This is a genomic window from Fodinibius salicampi (genome assembly GCF_039545095.1).
Lineage (GTDB): Bacteria > Bacteroidota > Rhodothermia > Balneolales > Balneolaceae > Fodinibius > Fodinibius salicampi.
The window spans coordinates 51918-70221 of the sequence record NZ_BAABRS010000001.1; the positions used below are offsets into that span (position 1 = coordinate 51918).

General features: G+C 43.8%; 13 protein-coding genes. 4 read left to right on the forward strand and 9 right to left on the reverse strand.

The window, feature by feature from the left end; all coding sequences use genetic code 11:
* Positions 1–158: 158 nt before the first annotated feature.
* Positions 159–1340, forward strand: a complete 1182-nt coding sequence (locus ABEB05_RS00240; protein ID WP_265786430.1) for an acetyl-CoA C-acyltransferase — start codon at positions 159–161, stop codon at positions 1338–1340.
* A 21-nt stretch (positions 1341–1361) separates the two neighbouring features.
* On the opposite strand, the gene ABEB05_RS00245 is transcribed toward ABEB05_RS00240, so the two are convergent.
* Complete coding sequence (locus ABEB05_RS00245; RefSeq protein WP_265786432.1) at positions 1362–1907, reverse strand: DUF488 domain-containing protein; 546 nt, start codon at positions 1905–1907, stop codon at positions 1362–1364.
* An 84-nt stretch (positions 1908–1991) separates the two neighbouring features.
* Between ABEB05_RS00245 and ABEB05_RS00250 the strand changes: the two genes are divergently transcribed.
* The gene (locus tag ABEB05_RS00250) at positions 1992–2852 is read left to right on the forward strand and encodes an SDR family oxidoreductase (protein ID WP_265786434.1); all 861 of its coding nucleotides are present in this window, start codon (positions 1992–1994) and stop codon (positions 2850–2852) included.
* Positions 2853–2923: 71 nt separating this feature from the next.
* Here ABEB05_RS00250 and ABEB05_RS00255 read toward each other — a convergent pair whose 3' ends face one another.
* From ABEB05_RS00255 to ABEB05_RS00290, 8 genes are all read right to left on the reverse strand, one after another.
* Complete coding sequence (locus ABEB05_RS00255; RefSeq protein ID WP_265786436.1) at positions 2924–3775, reverse strand: hypothetical protein; 852 nt, start codon at positions 3773–3775, stop codon at positions 2924–2926.
* 92 nt (positions 3776–3867) lie between these two features.
* Entirely contained in the window at positions 3868–4047 is a 180-nt protein-coding gene (locus ABEB05_RS00260; RefSeq protein WP_265786438.1) for a PspC domain-containing protein, read from the reverse strand.
* Between the two features lie 68 nt (positions 4048–4115).
* Positions 4116–4781 carry a CDP-alcohol phosphatidyltransferase family protein gene (locus ABEB05_RS00265; protein ID WP_265786440.1) on the reverse strand — a complete coding sequence of 222 codons (666 nt, stop codon included), beginning with the start codon at positions 4779–4781 and terminating at the stop codon, positions 4116–4118.
* A gap of 246 nt (positions 4782–5027) precedes the next feature.
* Positions 5028–6818 (reverse strand): M56 family metallopeptidase, encoded by a 1791-nt coding sequence (locus ABEB05_RS00270; RefSeq protein ID WP_265786442.1) that lies wholly within the window; start codon positions 6816–6818, stop codon positions 5028–5030.
* A 2-nt stretch (positions 6819–6820) separates the two neighbouring features.
* Positions 6821–7198, reverse strand: coding sequence for a BlaI/MecI/CopY family transcriptional regulator (locus tag ABEB05_RS00275; RefSeq protein WP_265786444.1), 378 nt, complete (start codon positions 7196–7198; stop codon positions 6821–6823).
* Between the two features lie 259 nt (positions 7199–7457).
* Positions 7458–8582 carry a Gfo/Idh/MocA family protein gene (locus ABEB05_RS00280; RefSeq protein ID WP_265786446.1) on the reverse strand — a complete coding sequence of 375 codons (1125 nt, stop codon included), beginning with the start codon at positions 8580–8582 and terminating at the stop codon, positions 7458–7460.
* 14 nt (positions 8583–8596) lie between these two features.
* On the reverse strand, positions 8597–9448 hold the full coding sequence (locus tag ABEB05_RS00285; protein ID WP_265786448.1) for a sugar phosphate isomerase/epimerase family protein: 852 nt from the start codon (positions 9446–9448) through the stop codon (positions 8597–8599).
* A 36-nt stretch (positions 9449–9484) separates the two neighbouring features.
* A complete protein-coding gene (locus tag ABEB05_RS00290; protein WP_265786450.1) occupies positions 9485–12511 on the reverse strand; it encodes a PVC-type heme-binding CxxCH protein in 3027 nt (1008 codons plus the stop codon).
* 581 nt (positions 12512–13092) lie between these two features.
* Between ABEB05_RS00290 and ABEB05_RS00295 the strand changes: the two genes are divergently transcribed.
* Both ABEB05_RS00295 and ABEB05_RS00300 read left to right on the forward strand, forming a co-directional pair.
* Positions 13093–14679 (forward strand): MFS transporter, encoded by a 1587-nt coding sequence (locus ABEB05_RS00295; protein WP_265786451.1) that lies wholly within the window; start codon positions 13093–13095, stop codon positions 14677–14679.
* 493 nt (positions 14680–15172) lie between these two features.
* Positions 15173–18304, forward strand: coding sequence for a SusC/RagA family TonB-linked outer membrane protein (locus ABEB05_RS00300; protein WP_265786452.1), 3132 nt, complete (start codon positions 15173–15175; stop codon positions 18302–18304).

Genomic DNA, 18304 nt, shown 5'->3' on the forward strand with positions numbered 1-18304 from the left:
AGCTTAGGAAATTGAGAGAAGAAGTTAGCGACTGTCAAAAATTGTTAAATGGATATATCAGATATTTGAAGAAAGCCAAGAAAGATTCGATGGGTAAGGAAAATGAAACGGTTTATGAATCTTTTCCAAATAACGTATAACTACTAACAAACAACAACATGAAAGATGCCGTAATTGTAGCTGCTGCACGAACGCCAACCGGAAAAGCTAATAAAGGATCACTACGCTTTACACCGCCTGATACGCTGGGTGGAGAAGTGATCAAATCATTGCTTGAGCGGGCACCGAATCTGCAGCCCGATATGGTGGATGATGTTATTTTAGGATGTGCTTTCCCCGAGGCGGCACAGGGTCTCAATATCGCACGCCAGTGTGCGGCACTTGGGGGGCTTCCATCTTCAGTTCCTGCCGCTACGATGAATCGGTTTTGCTCTTCCGGATTGCAAACTATTGCCCAAGCCGCAGAACGCATTATGGTAGGAGGGGCAGAAGTGATTATTGCTGGGGGAGTGGAATCAATGTCGTTGGTGCCCATGGGAGGCTACGTTTCGCGATTAAACCCTGAGTTGGTGGAGAACTATCCTGAAATTTATATCAACATGGGCTTGACAGCTGAAAATGTGGCCGAAAAATATGATGTGAGCCGTGAAGACCAAGATGCCTTTGCGTATCGCAGTCACCAGCGGGCTTTAAAGGCATGGGACGAAGGGTATTTTGATAACCAGATAGTACCTATAGAGGTCAAGGAAAAAAAGGTAACAGCCCGTGGTGAAGTCGAGGAGCAAGAATTTTTATTTGATACCGATGAAGGTCCACGGAGTGATACTTCAGAAGAGATTTTGGCAAAGCTCAATCCTGCTTTTAAACAAGGGGGGACCGTTACCGCGGGAAACGCATCCCAGATGAATGATGCTGCAGCGGCCGTAATTGTGATGAGCCGTGAAAAAGCCGATGAGCTGGGACTTCAGCCCATTGCTAAATATCACGGTTTTTCAGTAGCAGGGGTTCCTCCTGAAATTATGGGGATTGGTCCTGTAGAAGCGGTACCCAAAGTACTAAAACAGACCGGATTTGACTTGAAAGATATCAATCTGATTGAGCTCAATGAGGCATTTGCTGCTCAATCACTGGCCGTTATCCGTGAGCTGGATCTGGATGAAGATATAGTCAATATCAATGGTGGAGCCATTGCTATGGGACATCCACTCGGATGCACCGGCGCGAAACTAACTACCCAAATTCTGCACGATTTGCAGCGCCTTGACAAACAGTTTGGAATGGTTACAATGTGTGTAGGTGGCGGTATGGGGGCTGCCGGTATTTTTGAAAACCTGAACTAGATAGGAAGCAGCGAGCAAAAGTTAATCTTTGAACAATCCTTGTTGTCTGGACGGATAAACAACCCGTTTATCTTCCATGATTTGTGCCATATCCCTCAAGGAGTGTTTTTCAAGTTGACCGGGCCCTAAAATGTGGTTGACAGGAATCTCTCTTGCCACAAGAGCATCCGCGATGAGCTGTCGATGACACTGCCAGTAAAGTGCCTCGGCACACATAAGTGCGTATCTTGTATTTTGGGAAAGTTTGCTAAGTTCGTTAATGACTTCCTGAACTTCAGAGGTGTTAATATAATCCGAATAGGCTTGGAATCCTTCGCTTTTCCAGCCGTCATTGTTACTGTTTTTCTCAGGCTTTCCACGTCGTCCGCCTAATATCTCCATATGCCGGTAGTTGATGTTCCCCTCTTGGAGTGATTGTTCCAGGTTGCCCTTGTTAAAGTGGGGATGCCTGCGAGAACCGGGAAAACGGCGGACGTCAATCAGCAGTTGGATATGATTTCCCGTTAACAGGCTTATAAACTCTTCGATTTTGCGGGTAGAATGACCGATAGTGTAAGCAGTATTCATGGTAAAATATCCTAAATTGAATCTGATTACCATTGTTCAAAATAATAAATTGAAGCAAATAGTTTTTAATCTGGATTATAAATTATGTTTACTGAAGATACGTTAGCGGGAGAAACCATTTTAATTACCGGCGGTGGAAGCGGACTGGGATTGGCGATGGCCAAAAAGTTTGCTTCACTGGGCAGTAATATTGCTATTTGTGGCCGGACAGAGGAGAAGCTCCAAAAGGCCGTCGAGGGGATTGAAGAAGCCTCCAATGATAGTTCAGCTAAATATTATGTGGCTGATGTACGGGACTACGAACGTATTCAGGAGATGATTTCCGAGATAATAGCTGACTTTGGTGAAATGACCGGCCTCGTCAACAATGCGGCCGGTAACTTTTTATCAGCCTCCGAAGATCTGAGTCCCGGCGGATTTAAAGCCGTGGTCGATATTGTCTTGCATGGGTCATTCAACTGTACTCATGTCTTTGGCAATTACCTTATTGATGAGGGAAAGGAGGGAAATATTTTGAATATGGTTACCACTTATTCAGAATCTACCGGCTCGGCATTTGTGTTGCCTTCGGCCTGTGGAAAAGCAGGAGTTCTTACGATGACCCGCTCATTAGCTTATGAATGGGCCACCTATGGTATCCGTCTGAATGCCATTGCCCCGGGACCATTCCCCACCAAGGGCGCCTGGAAGCGTTTGGTTCCGGATAAAAGCGCAGAGGAGAAGTTTCTGTCCAAGATTCCGGCCGGCCGGTATGGTGATAAGGAGGAATTGGCGAATCTTGCTGCCTTCTTAATGTCTGATATGGCCCCTTATATTACGGGAGAATGTGTAGTTATTGACGGTGGAGAGCGGCTCTCAGCGGGACAGTTTAATTTTATTGATAAGCTTGGTTCGCGAGAAGAATTGAAAGCTTTTTTTAAAAAGATGCACAATAAGGGTGGCTAACAGTTTTACGATGCATAGTTGGCAGTGAGCAGGTGGAGGTTAGCCGTAGACGATAATCATCAAGAAGTATTCTATCTTCTGCGCAGCCGCTTGTCAATTTTATCAAGCGCTTTGGTGAGCTCCATTAAATGATAGCCGTTATAGATAGTTGGACGGTTCAGTTGAATTGATTTAATAAATTCAACTGCTGAAAGTTCTGCTGATTTTGAGGCGTCAAATGATTGGGTATTAAAGAAAAGATGCTCTCCTTCTTTTTTTTGTCCCAGTCGTACGGATTGTTCTAATACGTTACAGTCTGAGATAAAATTATTATCAGCGATAATTCGGTGGTGAGAATTCGTTAAGGCAGTCCCGCTCACGTAGATATTGGATGTTGCCCCACTGTCAAAGCGAAGAAAAAGGTGCATTAAGTGGGTATCTGCACTGCCTAATTGAACTGTTTTAAGGTCTATATAATGGACTGTACCTTTAATCCACCTGAGGCAAAAAGCGAGTTCATCAATCCATAGAAATTTAAAATCCGAATCTGATTCGAGCCGTTGATTATAATTAAGTTCTCGCACAATTTGTATAAAAGTCGGCTTTGTAATCTTTTTTGCTGTCCATTTTGATGCAGGAGCCAGTGAGGGCCAGTGGGAGAATTGGAGTAAAACATTCGCCTCTTCAGAGGCATAGTAAATTTTTTCAACAATATCGGAATCGGTTGGAAGGGGACCTACCAAGAAGGTATGTAAGCCCATTTTTACCGCATTTAATAGGTGATCAAGCCGGTCTTTAGACTGATCAACCAGTATGCAGGCATCAACCGGATGGATGTTTTTAACAGAAGGGGCAATGGTTACTTCAGAAACGGATTGGTGGGTTCGCAAATGATTTTCCCAGGCAACCGCACGTTCAGCGGGTCCAACAATTCCTATTTTCATATATGAATGCTTAATAAGTATTAGCTAACTCATAATTATGAAATAGGAATCTAATTTCAAAACATATAATCCAGCATTGTCGAACTTACACCTTAGTCTGGCATCACAAACATGAGAATGAGATAAATTAATAATGGAAATCCACTTAAAAAGGTGGCCACTACAAATAGTATTCGTACGATAGTAGGATCCCAGCCTAAATATTCGGCAATTCCTCCGCATACACCGGAGATCATTTTATCGCTGTGAGATTTTCTTAACCGAGCACCCATAACTTTAGCTGTTAAATTAGTTTTTTGTTTTGCTTTGTATTACGAGAAACTAAAACAGATGTTTCATATTATTTAATGTTTAAATAAAAAGAGAATCCAAAGTAATAAAAAGGAAAAAGAAAGGAAGTGTAAATAAGGTAAGGAGGGGAACTATCAAAAAAGTAAAGCAAACATCCTATTTGAATAATAAATATTAACCCTAAGAAAAGGGTTAATTTTCGTAAGTAAACTGTGCGGGAAGGATATACAAATCTAACGGGAAGAAAGGTGGTGACAGCAAAAGTCAGTAGAATAGCTGAGGCAAAGAGTGTAGGTAATTGCAGCAGGAATATATAAAATACCACAATGTTCCAGTAAGAGGGAAAGCCCAGGAAAAAATGGTTGTCTGTCTTTGCTTGTGTATTGGTAAACCCAAAGGCACTGGCAGTTGCACAGATGAGCAGCACCCAAAAGGGAATCTGCATCGTGGCATAGATCCAAAGGAGGGGAGCCACTGTCCAGGTGAGGAAGTCGACAAGATTATCCATCAGGGCACCGTCGATTTTAGCAGCGTGTTGCTTAGTTCCGGCGGCGCGTGCCAATGCGCCATCCACGGAATCGATCACCGCGGCTGCAGCCAAAGCCCACAGCGCCTCCTGATAATATCCATCATATATTAATATGAGGGACCATAATCCAACGGCAGCTCCTGAGGCTGTAAGCAGATGGACACTGTAAGCCGCTAACTTCCTCACAGATTGAAAATTAAGCTGTTAGAAATTTCTTTGATTACTGCTAAAATATAGAAAAAGCGGAACCTATGAAGCTCCGCTTTTAATTACAAATAAGTTCAGGCAGAAATCAAAACTTATTCAGATAAATAGTGTGAATAATTTTCAAAAGTTGGCAAAATGTATGCAACTACTAAAAAGCAGGACGGATTAAGTCTCGCTTTAAATGAATAACAATTTTACCAAACCATGTATGCACCTGATTTATCACTAGTAAGTATTTACCACCATACTATCCAAGTTATTATTGACAGGCTGTATATTTTCAGGATCTTCACCAGATAATTCCTGGGATGTATTATCATTTCCTTGTATCCTAAAGATAATAGGTAAAGAATATTGTACCCGTACCGGCTTACCGCGTTGTGTGCCCGGTTTAAATTCTGCTTCTTTAACTACTCTAAGGGCCTCTTCATCCAAAGATTCACTGACGCCCCGTATTACCTCCGGGTCCTCAACTTCTCCCTCTTCATTTACAATGAATCGTATAATAACACGTCCCTCATCTCCGGCTTCTCGGGCTTCCTCCGGATACCTGATTTTAGTGAATAGTGATTCAAGGCCACCAACTAATTCCGGCATTTGTTCTACTGCGACGAAATACTCTTCTTCAGGGGACGGTGGAGATGACTCCGGGGAATCCGGTGAATTTGAGTCAGTTCCTCCCGGACCAGTAGGAGGCGGAGGAGTCGGTGCTTCCTTCAGGTCAGAAAATACGGTTTCTTTATTAATATCATCCAAAAACTGAATCTCTAGGACCCCATTTCTTCCAGCTTCACCATATTTATCCAAGGCTTTCTGGTTCTTAAGGACATTAATAGATTTGATATACTTTGATTTGATCCGGGATAATGCATCGGGAGGATCGGTTTCGGTCACTTGTTCACCATTTAATACATAAAGCGGACGTTCTTTTGCATCCGGATTGGCAGACATTTGCACTTGTGCTTGCTGAAATTCGCTATTCGTTATTCCATTATCAGTGATATCACTGCAGGAGATCGTCAAAATAACCAAGCTTGCAGTTACCAGCGTCAGCAGGAAACTCGATCGAAAGGAGGAGGGGGTTATATTTTGAGTAGACATAATTTGAATACGCTTTTTAAGTGAGGAAGGATTGACCGCCATACTCCTGGCGAGATTGCTATTCTTATATTCCCGTTCAGCCAGTTCGTAAAGCAGGGCGGCATAGCGTTTTTTAGAAAATTGATTGTCTGATAATACTTCCCCATCGCAGGTTATTTCACGGAATTCCTGGCTGCTGTTGTACAGGTGGTGGATAAGCGGATGAAACCAGAAAAGGGCTTTGAGTACTAACAACATACCATTCAGCAGGAAGTCTTTGTGTTTTATGTGCATCAGCTCGTGACGAATGGCCATCCCCATTTTATCCGGATCTTCTTTCAGTTCGGCAGGAATGACAATCTTAGTGTTGATCCAGCCATAGGTAAAGGGAATGTTTGCGTGTTCTGAAAAAGCGATCAGTGGATTTAGATTGGGAACCGGATTGTTGCCTATGGAGATTTTGAGCTCCTCTACCTGAGGTAGCTCATTGAACTCCAGGTTCTTGGCCAGTTGTTTTAACTGAATGCTATTATAAATGAATCTCAGCAAATAATAGATGGCCCCGATCGCCAGGAAAATAGTGGTTAATCCAATCCATAACATGGGATCGGATAGGCTGTTCCAAGGGGTGGTCTGCGAATTTGTAGCAGAAATGCTGATAGGATTTGGTACCACAATGAATTTTGCTGCAACAGCCTGGGATGAGGCCAGCGCTTTGCCTAGCATTTCTATTAGGTACGATCCCGCGATTCCCAGGGGGAGGGCTAGTAATAAGGCCATTCGGCTGTGGTATTGGTAAACCGGGGGGATGCGGTCAGTACGGTGTAGAAGTATCGTAATTGGTAGAGCAATGACTGTCCACACAATTAAAGGAAACCAAAGGTTAGCTAAGGTTATATCACCGATTGTTTGCAAGATATTTATGAGTTCTACCATAATTAGTCCTCCATTTTATCAATCATCTGTTTAATCTCACCGAGATCTTTTTGAGATAAATCTTTACTATTTACCAGCGCCTGCACCAATTCTTTGGGTGAACCTTTGAACACTTTTTTCATAAGATCGCCAATAAGGCTTGAGCGGACGGATTCAGGTTCGCGGGCCGGACTGTAGACATAGGTTACGCCCTCTTTTCGATATTTTAGATATCCCTTATCTGCCAAGTTTTTCATGACCGTCATAATCGTCGTATAGGCAACTTCACGTGATTCAAGAATTCGATTCCGAACCTGTTTGACCGTTGCCTCTTCCAGTTCCCACACATGATGCAGAACTTCCATTTCAGTTTCCCCTAAAGGTGTAAGTGATTTTTTCATAATACTGAGGTATTTTTGTTTTTATTGCCCTAGTACTAAAATAATAGTATTTAGAAATATGTCAAATTATTTTTCTTCGAATACATTAATTTAGGAATAAATGGTTTCCATCTGAAATATCTTGAAGAGGAGAGGAAAGAGTTCTCTTACGTAAGGGGAGCGGATAGCGATAAGAATTAAAGATGTATAGTTCAAAAAAAGGCCTTCCCGGAGATCAGGAAGGCCTTTCTAATTTTATTATCAGTGAATAGTTACCAAATTAGGTCAGTGTAAATTCGGGAAGATGCTTAATCTTACCGCCATCCATAGCTGATTCGTGCGCGAGTAGTCCTACGCAGGTCCAGTTCGCTGCCTGAACAGCATTGGGATATGGATCCCGGTCTTCCAGGATCGCAGCCACGTACTCATGAGCCAGGTGCGGGTGCGAGCCACCGTGTCCGCCCCCTTGAATAAAGGAGAGGTGGGCATGTTCATCGGCATCGTAAACGCCTTCCTGGGTAAACTCCTGAATTTCCTCCGGCAACAAATGTCCGTAATCCGGCACTTCTACGCGCTCGGGTATTTCAGGCTCCGGTTTTTTAGCCGTGTGGATAACCGGATCTTCCCCTTCAATGAGTGGCCATTCAAAGGATTTTTTTGATCCGTAGGCATCAAAACTTTCCCGGTATTGTCGGGCTGTATCAAAGAGCGAACGGTAGATATGGGCAGAAAGATCGGAATCCTTTAGTTTGATATGGCATGTTTCCACAGCAAAAGGGGAGTCCGATTTTTCAATTAGGTCATCGCTGATTTTACCTGAGCCAAAGCAGGAAACATATTCCGCCTGGGCGTTAGTTAATCCAAGTACGGGACTTACCACGTGGGTGGCATAATGCATCGGTTTCATATACTCCCAGTACTCCGGCCAGCCTTCCATATCCTGGGGATGACTTGCCTGGAGGTACTGTATTTTTCCGAGTTCGCCCTTTTCATACAACTCTTTTACAAAGAGATATTCCCGGCTATAGACCACGGTTTCAGCCATCATATATTTTAAGCCGGTTTCGTTGACCGTATCGATAATTTCTTCACAATCTTCAATGCTTGTAGCCATGGGGACCGTGCAGGAAACGTGTTTGCCGGCCCTCAGTGCCATCAGCGAATGCTCGGCGTGCAGCTGGATGGGAGTGTTGATGTGTACAGCGTCAACTTTCGGATCTTCCAGCAGCTCCTCGTATGAAGTATACCGGGCATCAATGCCAAAGGCATCGCCGACTTCATTGAGATCCGATTCTGTACGCTGACATATTGCATACATATTCACATCCGGATGTTTCTGGAAAATAGGAATAAACTCTGCTCCGAATCCCAATCCTACAATCGCAATATTTACTTTGTTTGCCATAGTACTATATCTATTTATTTAAACGTTTGCTTTAAAAACTTAAGACCATTCTCTGCCATCTCATCCTGATCCGTAGCCAGAGGGCGCCAGATACATACGGCATCAGCTAATTCCTGATTGTCAGAGGTAAAACTTTCAATAGAGACAGTTCCCTCGTACTCAACGGCTTCCAATCCTTTTCTGAAACTTTCCCAATCGGTTTGTCCCGTTCCGGGCGTGCCGCGATAGTTTTCGGAAGTCTGAACGTGTATAAGCTGATCTCCAGCGGTTCGTATAGCTGCCTCCATACTTTTTTCTTCAATGCTCATATGGAAGCCATCCACCATAATTTTAGCGGCAGGATGGTTAATATCATTGACAAGTTGCTTGGCTTGTCCGGTGGTATTGATTAAATCAGATTCAAATCGATTTAGCGGTTCGATTGCCAGTTCAAGTCCGCGGTCAGATGCCCTTTGACAGACCTTGCGAAGATTGGTAACGGCCCGTTCCCACTCCTGCTTTTTCTGATCAGGAGATACCATACGTGCCTTTCCCACGGCTGAATACATCGGGCCAGCTACGAAGTCTATATCCCACAGTGTACAAAAGTCCATCAGTGCATCCATATAGTCGAAACATTGCTGGTGGACGCCCGGATCATCATGGGTGAAATCCCTGCTGGGACCGAATGCCCCGCATACCACAGCTTCCAAATTGTGCTCGTCAAGTGCTTCCTTCACTTTTTTTCCATCAATGATATCCGGGTCTTCTACCGGAATTTCAACCACATCAAAACCCAAATTCTTTATTTTGGGAAACAATCCAATTGATTCGGTATTAAAAGGGGAGGTCCAAACCCAGGTACTGATGCCAAATTGTATATCCACTATTTTAAATATGTTCTTTCTTGGTTAGCAATCTGATTAGTTTTCTGTTACAATCATGGTTCCCTGCATCGTGCGCCAATGGCCGGGGAACGTACATACATAAGGGTATTCGCCCGGCTCTTCGGGAGCTGTAAATGTGAGGGTTACTGATTGATCGGGATTTACTAATGCCGTTGCAAAAAGAACTTCAGACATGTCGGGAACATAATTGTTCTCGGCAGCATCAGTGTCGCCGGCCATTTCATCGGCGGCAGCTCCGACCTCTTCCAGGGAACCGGGTTCAGTGATAAGTAAGTTATGTTGCATGAAATCCGGATTTTCGAAAATAATTTCCACTTCTTCCCCGGCTTGGACAGAAAATTCCGTTACATCAAACTGGAGTTCATTTACCACAGCCTTAATGCGGATCGTGTTTGCATCTGATGCGGAATCCTGATCTGAATCTGAGGCTGTTTCTTCTCCTGTAGATGTACTGCTTGTAGCGGTTCTGTAGCCTTCTTCGTGCTTATTAGCAGCCAGTTTAATCGCTTCGGCCAACCATTCATCCTCTATTACATCTTCTTCCCGACTAAGTTCGAACAGGATTTCACCAATTTCATCCATCGGTTCCATCTCAATGGTTGCAAGAATAGCTCTGAGCTGAGTTTGTCGGTCTTCATCTTGTAAAACACCGGATTCAAGCAAAGCTCGGTTCGTTTCCGGCGTTCTGGGAAGTACCTGGATTGCTGCTTTTCGTACTCCGGCTGCCGGGTGCTCAAGTGCTTGAGTAGCGATATCTAATGCTTCTTCATTTGCTCTGTCAAGCGCACCCAACCCATGAATTGTCCAAAGGGCATGCAAGGCTGCACTGTTTAACCCAAGTTCATCCACCTCGGTATTTTCAACGAGCTCATATAAATCCGGAAGTACATCTGTTTCTCCTCGCTCAACTAGCAGTCGCTGAGCCGTTAACCGCCAGAACATGTTGTCGTTACTTAATGCTTCAACTAAGTCATCTGGATTCTCCTTTCTGAGACTCATCGATTCATTGGCAGTGGACTCTTCCCCTTCTTTGTAAGTAAGGCGATAAATACGTCCGTGTTGGCGATCCCGGTTGGGATTTATATGGGCATTCCCTTCGCCAGTCTCGGCATCATAGCCTCCACGTTCTTCTGAGGGAGTGGGATTATGCTGAATAATAAAATTATACCAGTCAGAGATCCAGAGAGAGCCATCAGGACCAACTTTGGCCTGAACCGGAGATACCCACTCATCATGGCCGGCAAAGATATTCCAACCGTCTTTTTCGGAATATCCAGCTCCGTCGGGCTCAATGATTGCGCGATGTACCAAGCCACCGGTTGGTTCACTTATAAAAGCGATTCGATTCCAGTATTCTTTCGGAAATTGACGGGCCGTATAGAATTTAAAGCCGGATGCAGCCGTAAAACCACCGAATACATCAACCTGGCGATAGTTCCGTGTAATCGGACGCATAGCATAGTGACCATCAATTTTCTTGGTTCCTGCATTCCAGCGTTCGCCTTCAGAACCTTCGGGCCATTCATAGTCTTGATAGTATCGTCGCGGAATTCCCATATAAACGGCATGCTCATTATTGGCAGTAGAACCAAAGACATCAAACGTTTCATTGAAGCCGAGTCCCCAGGTATTATTGGTCGTAGAGGTTAAGAACTCAAAATCGATGTTATCAAAATCGGTACTGAAACGATAGAAGCCCTGACGAAAACGGAGAGAATCTCCATTGATTTCGCCCTCAAAGCCTGAGTATCCAACCGATCCCCAGATATTATTGTCGAATCCATACTGCAGGTGGGAGGGGCCGGCATGAGTATCAAAGGTACCCCATCCAGACATTATCTTTTCTCTAATATCTGCTTTGTCATCTCCATCCGTGTCTTTCAGGAATATAATGTGAGGCGCTTGAGAAACGATAATACCACCATTAACAAAGGCAAGGCTGGTTGGAATATTCAGGCTGTCTGCAAAGACCGTTACCTTATCAGCTTTGCCGTCATCGTTAGTATCTTCTAGAATCTTAATTTTGTCATTACCGATTCCATCTTCTTCACGTACGGTATTGGGATAGTCAACCGTTTCTATGGCCCAAAGACGACCTTTTTCATCCCACGCAATGTCGACAGGATTGATAATATCGGGCTCGGAAGCAAACAGTTCGAGCTCGTATCCCACCGGAACCTGTATATGTTTTTGTGATTCTTCAGGAGAGAGTGGAAGCTGGTATTTGGGGGCAGGGTCCCGTTCCTCATAGTTGGGTATGTTATCACGCTCTTCATATTCAAGTTCGGGAAGAGTTGAGACAAATTGTTCCCAATTATCACGGACCTGATCACTTACCGACCATACAATACCATTTTTGATCAGTTTCTGAAATCCTTCTTTGGTCCAAGTCCGTTCATCGTGGCCGTAAGCAGTATAGAAGACCTTGCCGTCTCCATGCGTGCGTACCCAAGTCCATGGTTCTGTATGGTCTGCTCCTTCTCGCTCCATTAGAACCGTACGGTTATTTTCGTTGTGCTTAGTATGGATATACGTTTCATCCCATGTTTCAAATTCCTCCAGCCCTTCTGTTACCGGATGGTCACTGTTTATAATGTTAGCAGTAAAAGTGCCGGTGCCGTGTTCTTCAAACTGTGCACCAACAAGATCTACAAATTGTTCAGAGTTTCTGAAGCAGAAACTAGCCGAATGGATAGGGATAAAACCCTTTCCGTTTGACACAAAATCGAGTAGGGCTTGTTCCTGAGAATCAGTAATTTCCTCGTGATTGGCATAAAGCAGAAGCGCATCAAACTTGGCTAAATTTTCTTGATTTAAATCGCCCGGATTTTCCGTATATGTAAAGTTGATGCCATCATCAGCAAGGGCTGAGGCCAGAATAGGGGCATACGCCGCGCTGTTATGGTGTTCGCTGTCATGTCCGAGGAAGAGAACCTCAATTTTACGTGGCTGATCGTCAGTATTTTCTCTTTCTGTTGAATCGCAACCAACTCCCGTCAGTATCAAACAAGTTAATAGAATCCATCCCGCTAATTTTCTCATAGCTGCTGTTGTTAATTAAATAAATTTATGTGAGTGCTATAGTGCAGAAATTTACAAGTGTATTAAATACACTGAAAAGAGAGGAAATATTTTCGAAATTTGCAACATTTTTTTAATTGGGTGGGAATAAAGGAATAGAGTTTAAAGATACAGATAGATTGTCAATAGAGATAAAGTTATAAATGCTCAGTTTAATTTATTTTGTATTGAGCGTTACCAGATGTTACAATATGATTATGCAATTTTACTTTGATATAAAAAAACTTTTTATAAGATTAGTAATCGTTTGCATAATTTTTTTTAAAAATGTATTTAGGATACGTTCGAAAATTGATTATGGGGTTCAACACAGGTCTGAATTATTATTCCCCATAATACGCATTTTGGAATCAACGGGATTAGTTAGCTATAGGGATGTGTGAATTCTATTTGATAAATATTGTTTAAGAAAATTTTTGGGATCTGGTTTAAAAGACCTTCTGTTATACTATTGTTTTTTATTTCTGGATATATGCTGTAATTAATAATAAAAATACCAACTGACCATTTAACAACTTTGAAAATCAATTAACCATACCATTATGAATACATCTAATGAACCTTCTCCTCAAATTAATCGAAAAAAGTTGTTTTGGGGAATTTGTATTGCTTTGTTACCTACTGCTTTTTCGTTTGTTTTAGTCAGTAACATTCTGGGTCAGCTAAAAACGGAATTTATTTTGACCAATGCCCAGGTTGGATATATCGGAGGAGCGGCCTTATGGGGAATGGCAATATCACTATTAACCATTGGACCTTTCTTGGAAAAGTTTGGATTCCGAAAAGCCACAATCGGGGCCTTTATTGGTCACATTGCGGGGGTAACGCTCTTTTTAGCAGCTTATCCATTTGCAGGAGACCCTTTTGCCTATTGGATTCTCTTTCTTGGTGCCATTGGGTTTGGAGCCGGTAATGGCTTGATTGAGGTGGCCGGTAATCCTATGGTGGCTGCCCTGTTCCCAAAGAATAAAACAACTAAACTTAATCACTTCCACGCCTTTTTCCCGGGTGGCATGGTTGTAGGTGGTATATTGGGATGGTTAATGACTCAGACAGGAGTAATAGGACCCGTAGAAATCGGTCACTGGACATGGCAGATTGCCATTATCTATATTCCGATTTTTGCCTATGGCATTATGATTTTTCCCGAAAAGTTTCCAAAGACAGAAACTGCCGAAGCAGGTATACCTTTTAAAGAGATGGTTCGGTATACCTTTACCCATCCGTTGGTTTGGGGGCTGATTTTGTTAAAGATGATCACTCTTTCACTTGAGATGGGTCCCAGCCGCTGGATTCCCAATATCCTGCAGGCTGCAGGCATGCATGGAATTCTTGTAGCGGTATGGATAAGTGCTATTATGATGGTATTGAGAATGTTTGCTGCTCCTTTTGTCGAAAGATTTTCACCTCCCGGTATCTTGCTGGGTTCCTCTGTGCTCACTGGAATAGGACTGTTGATGTTTGCTTTTATTGAATCAGGAACAATTTCGATTATGCTCGCAGCTACGGTATTTGGCTGTGGAGTTGCGTTCTATTTCCCAACTATGGTTGGATTAATGAGCGAGAAATTTCCGAAGGCAGGGTCATTGGGTATTGTATTATTGATTGGCTTGGGCTTTTTTGCTGCAGGCGGTTCTAACGGAATTATGGGAGAAGTTGCTGATCAGTATTTGCCTGAAAAATTGGATGAACAGCAGACCCTATCTATTCTTGAACAGGTGGAGGATCGTTTCCCTACCTACGTAGCAAAAGCTGAGAGTGCATCCGGTAATCTGGAACAATTAGCAGAGTTGGGCTATCGTCCCACAGATGTACAGAATGTATTGGGACAGGCAGAAGATGCACTCGCGTACTACCGGGAACATGACGAGTTTGACGGGACGCTAACCGGAAATGCTCTGAGAGCATTGGTAGATACAGGTGTAGAACAAGAGCAAGAATTAATTAATGAAGCCGCATCGATACTGCGACCCGCTGACAATTATGGGGGAAGAATGGCCTTCCTTTGGATTGCACCGCTGGCCTTTTTGGTAGCACTTGTATTTTTGATCGTTTTTATCAACGACAAAAGAAAGGGCGGATACCAGGCAGTGTCGCTCACAGACGATACAACACCTGAGACAACTTAACTCTCTTCTTAACTTATTTTTCTTTTACGGGTCAGGCAACCAATAGCCTGACCCTTTTTTATTTTTAGCACTTTTTACTGTGATTCAAAAAAAATTATACTTGATGAATTGCAGTTCTTCCTCACTGCCCCATAGTTAAATATGCATTTGTGAACAACTTGCAGAAATTTACGACTGATTATAGAGAAAAATTATTCTATTTTTTTACAAAATTGATCAATTTTATTTAGGTAAATAAAGATAAATTTTTCGGTTGTAACCTGTTATGTAATATGCAGTTATAGTAAAATTATATATCAAACTTATAATATTTATTCCCTTCTTTCTTACTTTTTTACAAAAGTGTATGAAAAACACTTGCATAAAATTTTAATTATTCTTAAAAATAAGAAGTGTGAAAATAACACTTGGGATGGGAGGTAATGTAGATATACTCTTCTGAGTGTTCAGTGACACTAAACACATAGTCAGATTAATCAAAAAAAGGGATACTATGAAGAAAAAGTGGGATACTATAAACAAGAATATACGAAGCGGATTTTTTCTGTTTGGATTTCTGCTATTACTACTATCTGTACAGGAGGCCCAGGCCCAGCATGAGGTTTCGGGAACGGTATCGGATGCAAGTAATGGCGAGCTACTTCCGGGAGTTAATATTTTGGTAAAGGGAACGACTACCGGAACATCATCTAGTACAAATGGAGAATACAATTTAGCCGTGTCTTCCTCATCAGATACCTTGATTTTTTCTTTTGTGGGGTTTGAATCGCTAGAAGTACCGATCAATGGTAGAGATGAAATTAATGTCAATCTACAACCTCAGGCTTATATGGGGGAAGACGTAGTGGTTGTCGGTTACGGCACACAACAGAAAGTGAACCTTACTGGTTCAGTGGCGTCGGTTTCGACTGATGAGATGGCTGAAATACCAGTCCCGTCAGTGACGCATGCACTGCAGGGTATGGCTCCTGGAATGCAGATTCTGGATGGCGGAGACATGCCGGGGCACAACCAACTGGACGTGCTGGTTCGGGGACAAGGATCCTTGGGTCGAGGAGGTGACACTGGAAGTGCTGAGGCCTCTCGTCCGCTGGTACTGATCGATGGGATCGAAGGGAGCCTTGACAACGTCGATATAGAGGACGTGGAGAATATTTCTGTACTGAAAGATGCAGCATCGGCAGCGATCTACGGGTCACGTGCAGCGAATGGTGTGATTTTGGTTACCACAAAGCGTGGATCTGCTGGTGATTTGCAAGTCACCTACAATGGGTACATGGGAATGCAGGATATTACAGCATGGCCGGAGCGGGTTGACACTGAGACTCATATGCGGCTCGCAAACCTGGCCCGGGAGAACCTTCTGCGTTCATGTCTTGATGGTCGCGAAGGACAGACACAAGCAGAGTGCCAATCCAACACTAACTATGCCCCGCGCTATACGGAAGAATATATTCAGAACACACTAGCCGGAGATCAACCAGATAAGTATCCGGATAATGAATTGGTGGATGAAATTTTCAATCGGGCACCGATTCAGGATCATTCACTTAGAGTTTCCGGCGGAAATGAGGCGGCGCGTTATTCCCTCTCGCTCAATTATATGGCAGAAGATGGATTGATGGCGAACACCGGTACCAATCAGCACGGCATACGCCTCAACACCGACTTTCAGCTGAATGACGAAATCTCTGGTGGTGTAGACTTGTCGGCTAATCGCAGTTGGGATATTAGGCCGGCAGAAGAATGGGCATCGAACTTCTACATCGTTCACGATACCCCGCCAACGGTTAGGACTCGTTTTTCGGATGGAACCTACGGTACAAATTTATTTGGTCGTAGTGCACTGGCCTCTGCCGAGGTTAGCGGTGATGAGCAGCGGGTATTCTGGGATGGTACCGTTACAGGTCGTTTGAACTATCGAATAGCGTCATGGGCAGAAATACAGACGCAAGCTTCTTTCGACTACGGTAGTATGGACTGGGAGTTCTTTAGAACTGATCCCGATCTCATTGAAGAGTATCCCGATGATGGGTTTTACTGGGGGCCCAGTTACGGAGAAAACCGGACATTCACGGATAAGCAAACGACGCTCCGGGCGCTGATTGATTTTGACCATACTTTTAGTGACAATCATCATATTTCCGGTGTGACCGGGTATGAACAGACGGAATCCAACTTTGAAGAGTTCCGGGCTTCGCGAGATCAGTTTTATAATAACCAGCTACGCCAACTGAATTTGGGTAACGCAACGAACGATTCAAATGAAGGTTTTGGAAGCAGTTGGGCGTTGCGCTCAGTCTTCGGTCGTTTAAACTATGAGCTGATGGATCGTTATCTGTTCGAATTCAACGCCCGCTACGATGGATCAAGTAGATTTGCCGAGGGACATAGATATGGATTTTTCCCGTCATTCTCACTTGGCTGGCGAATTACGGAGGAGTCGTTCTTCAACGTCGACTGGGTGGATGAGCTGAAGATTCGTGGATCCTGGGGACAGCTGGGTAACCAGGACGTACCGCTGTACTCATACTATTCTTCCATCAATCTGGGAATACCATATCATTTGGGTAACGCAAGTAGTGCACAGTCTACAGGTGGCGCTGCTACGTCTCTCGTCAACGAAGAGCTTTCGTGGGAAACGACGACGGTTACCAATGTCGGCTTTGATGCAGCATTTTTAAATAATCGTCTGAGCGTGACGGGTGAATTGTACGAACGACGTACTGAGGATATCCTCCTGGCACTTTCGGTCCCTGATATGGTTGGCCTGAATGCACCTTTTCAGAACGCGGGTGTTGTCGAAAACAAAGGTTGGGAGGTGGCCGTCGGCTGGCAGGATAATATTGGGGAAGTTAGTTACGGTTTTGACGTCAACCTTTCCAACAACAAGAATGAGGTCATCGACCTGTTCGACACCGGTCCATATATTGAGGGGGGTAACCTCGATCAAAACGTGATTCAGGAAGGCTCACCGATTGGTGCCTGGTATGGTTATGAGACCGAGGGGCTCTACAACTCGTACGAACAGATCGACAACCACGCAGACGTTCCGGGCGACGGGGCACGTCTGGGTGACGTGATCTTTAAGGACCAGAACGGTGATGGGATTATTAATGATGAGGATCGGGTTGTAATAGGCAATCCCAATCCGCACTATATTTTTGGTGTGAATATCAACGCTGGCTGGAAAAACTTCGATTTTACTGCGTTGCTGCAAGGCGTGGGAGACCGACAGCAGTATATAGGTCTCGGCTTTGCCCAGGGTCCGGTGTGGGAAAACTACACTTCGCAGTGGCATAAGGATTACTGGACACCCGAAAATCAGGACGCACGACATCCCGCATACTACTCTAACGATAACAGGAACTATTACAATATGAATGATTGGTGGATCTTGGACGGAAGCTTTGTGAAGCTGCGTAATATCCAGGTCGGCTATACGCTGCCACAAGATGTTGTTAGCCAGATTGGTATTCAACGATTACGCTTATATGCCACCGGTAAAAACCTGTGGATGAAAAGTAATCTGGGTATAGGCTTGGATCCGGAGTATCCATGGACAACCGGTGACTACTATCCGCAGACGAAGGTGATTAGCTTAGGTGCTAATATCAGCTTCTAA

Bases quoted from the DNA above. Each gene is read 5' to 3' on its own strand.
- ABEB05_RS00270 (WP_265786442.1), bottom strand. From the start codon at position 6,818: ATGGTAGAACTCATAAATATCTTGCAAACAATCGGTGATATAACCTTA.
- ABEB05_RS00290 (WP_265786450.1), bottom strand. From the start codon at position 12,511: ATGAGAAAATTAGCGGGATGGATTCTATTAACTTGTTTGATACTGACG.
- ABEB05_RS00250 (WP_265786434.1), top strand. From the start codon at position 1,992: ATGTTTACTGAAGATACGTTAGCGGGAGAAACCATTTTAATTACCGGC.
- ABEB05_RS00240 (WP_265786430.1), top strand. From the start codon at position 159: ATGAAAGATGCCGTAATTGTAGCTGCTGCACGAACGCCAACCGGAAAA.
- ABEB05_RS00245 (WP_265786432.1), bottom strand. From the start codon at position 1,907: ATGAATACTGCTTACACTATCGGTCATTCTACCCGCAAAATCGAAGAG.
- ABEB05_RS00295 (WP_265786451.1), top strand. From the start codon at position 13,093: ATGAATACATCTAATGAACCTTCTCCTCAAATTAATCGAAAAAAGTTG.
- ABEB05_RS00255 (WP_265786436.1), bottom strand. From the start codon at position 3,775: ATGAAAATAGGAATTGTTGGACCCGCTGAACGTGCGGTTGCCTGGGAA.
- ABEB05_RS00275 (WP_265786444.1), bottom strand. From the start codon at position 7,198: ATGAAAAAATCACTTACACCTTTAGGGGAAACTGAAATGGAAGTTCTG.
- ABEB05_RS00280 (WP_265786446.1), bottom strand. From the start codon at position 8,582: ATGGCAAACAAAGTAAATATTGCGATTGTAGGATTGGGATTCGGAGCA.
- ABEB05_RS00260 (WP_265786438.1), bottom strand. From the start codon at position 4,047: ATGGGTGCTCGGTTAAGAAAATCTCACAGCGATAAAATGATCTCCGGT.
- ABEB05_RS00300 (WP_265786452.1), top strand. From the start codon at position 15,173: ATGAAGAAAAAGTGGGATACTATAAACAAGAATATACGAAGCGGATTT.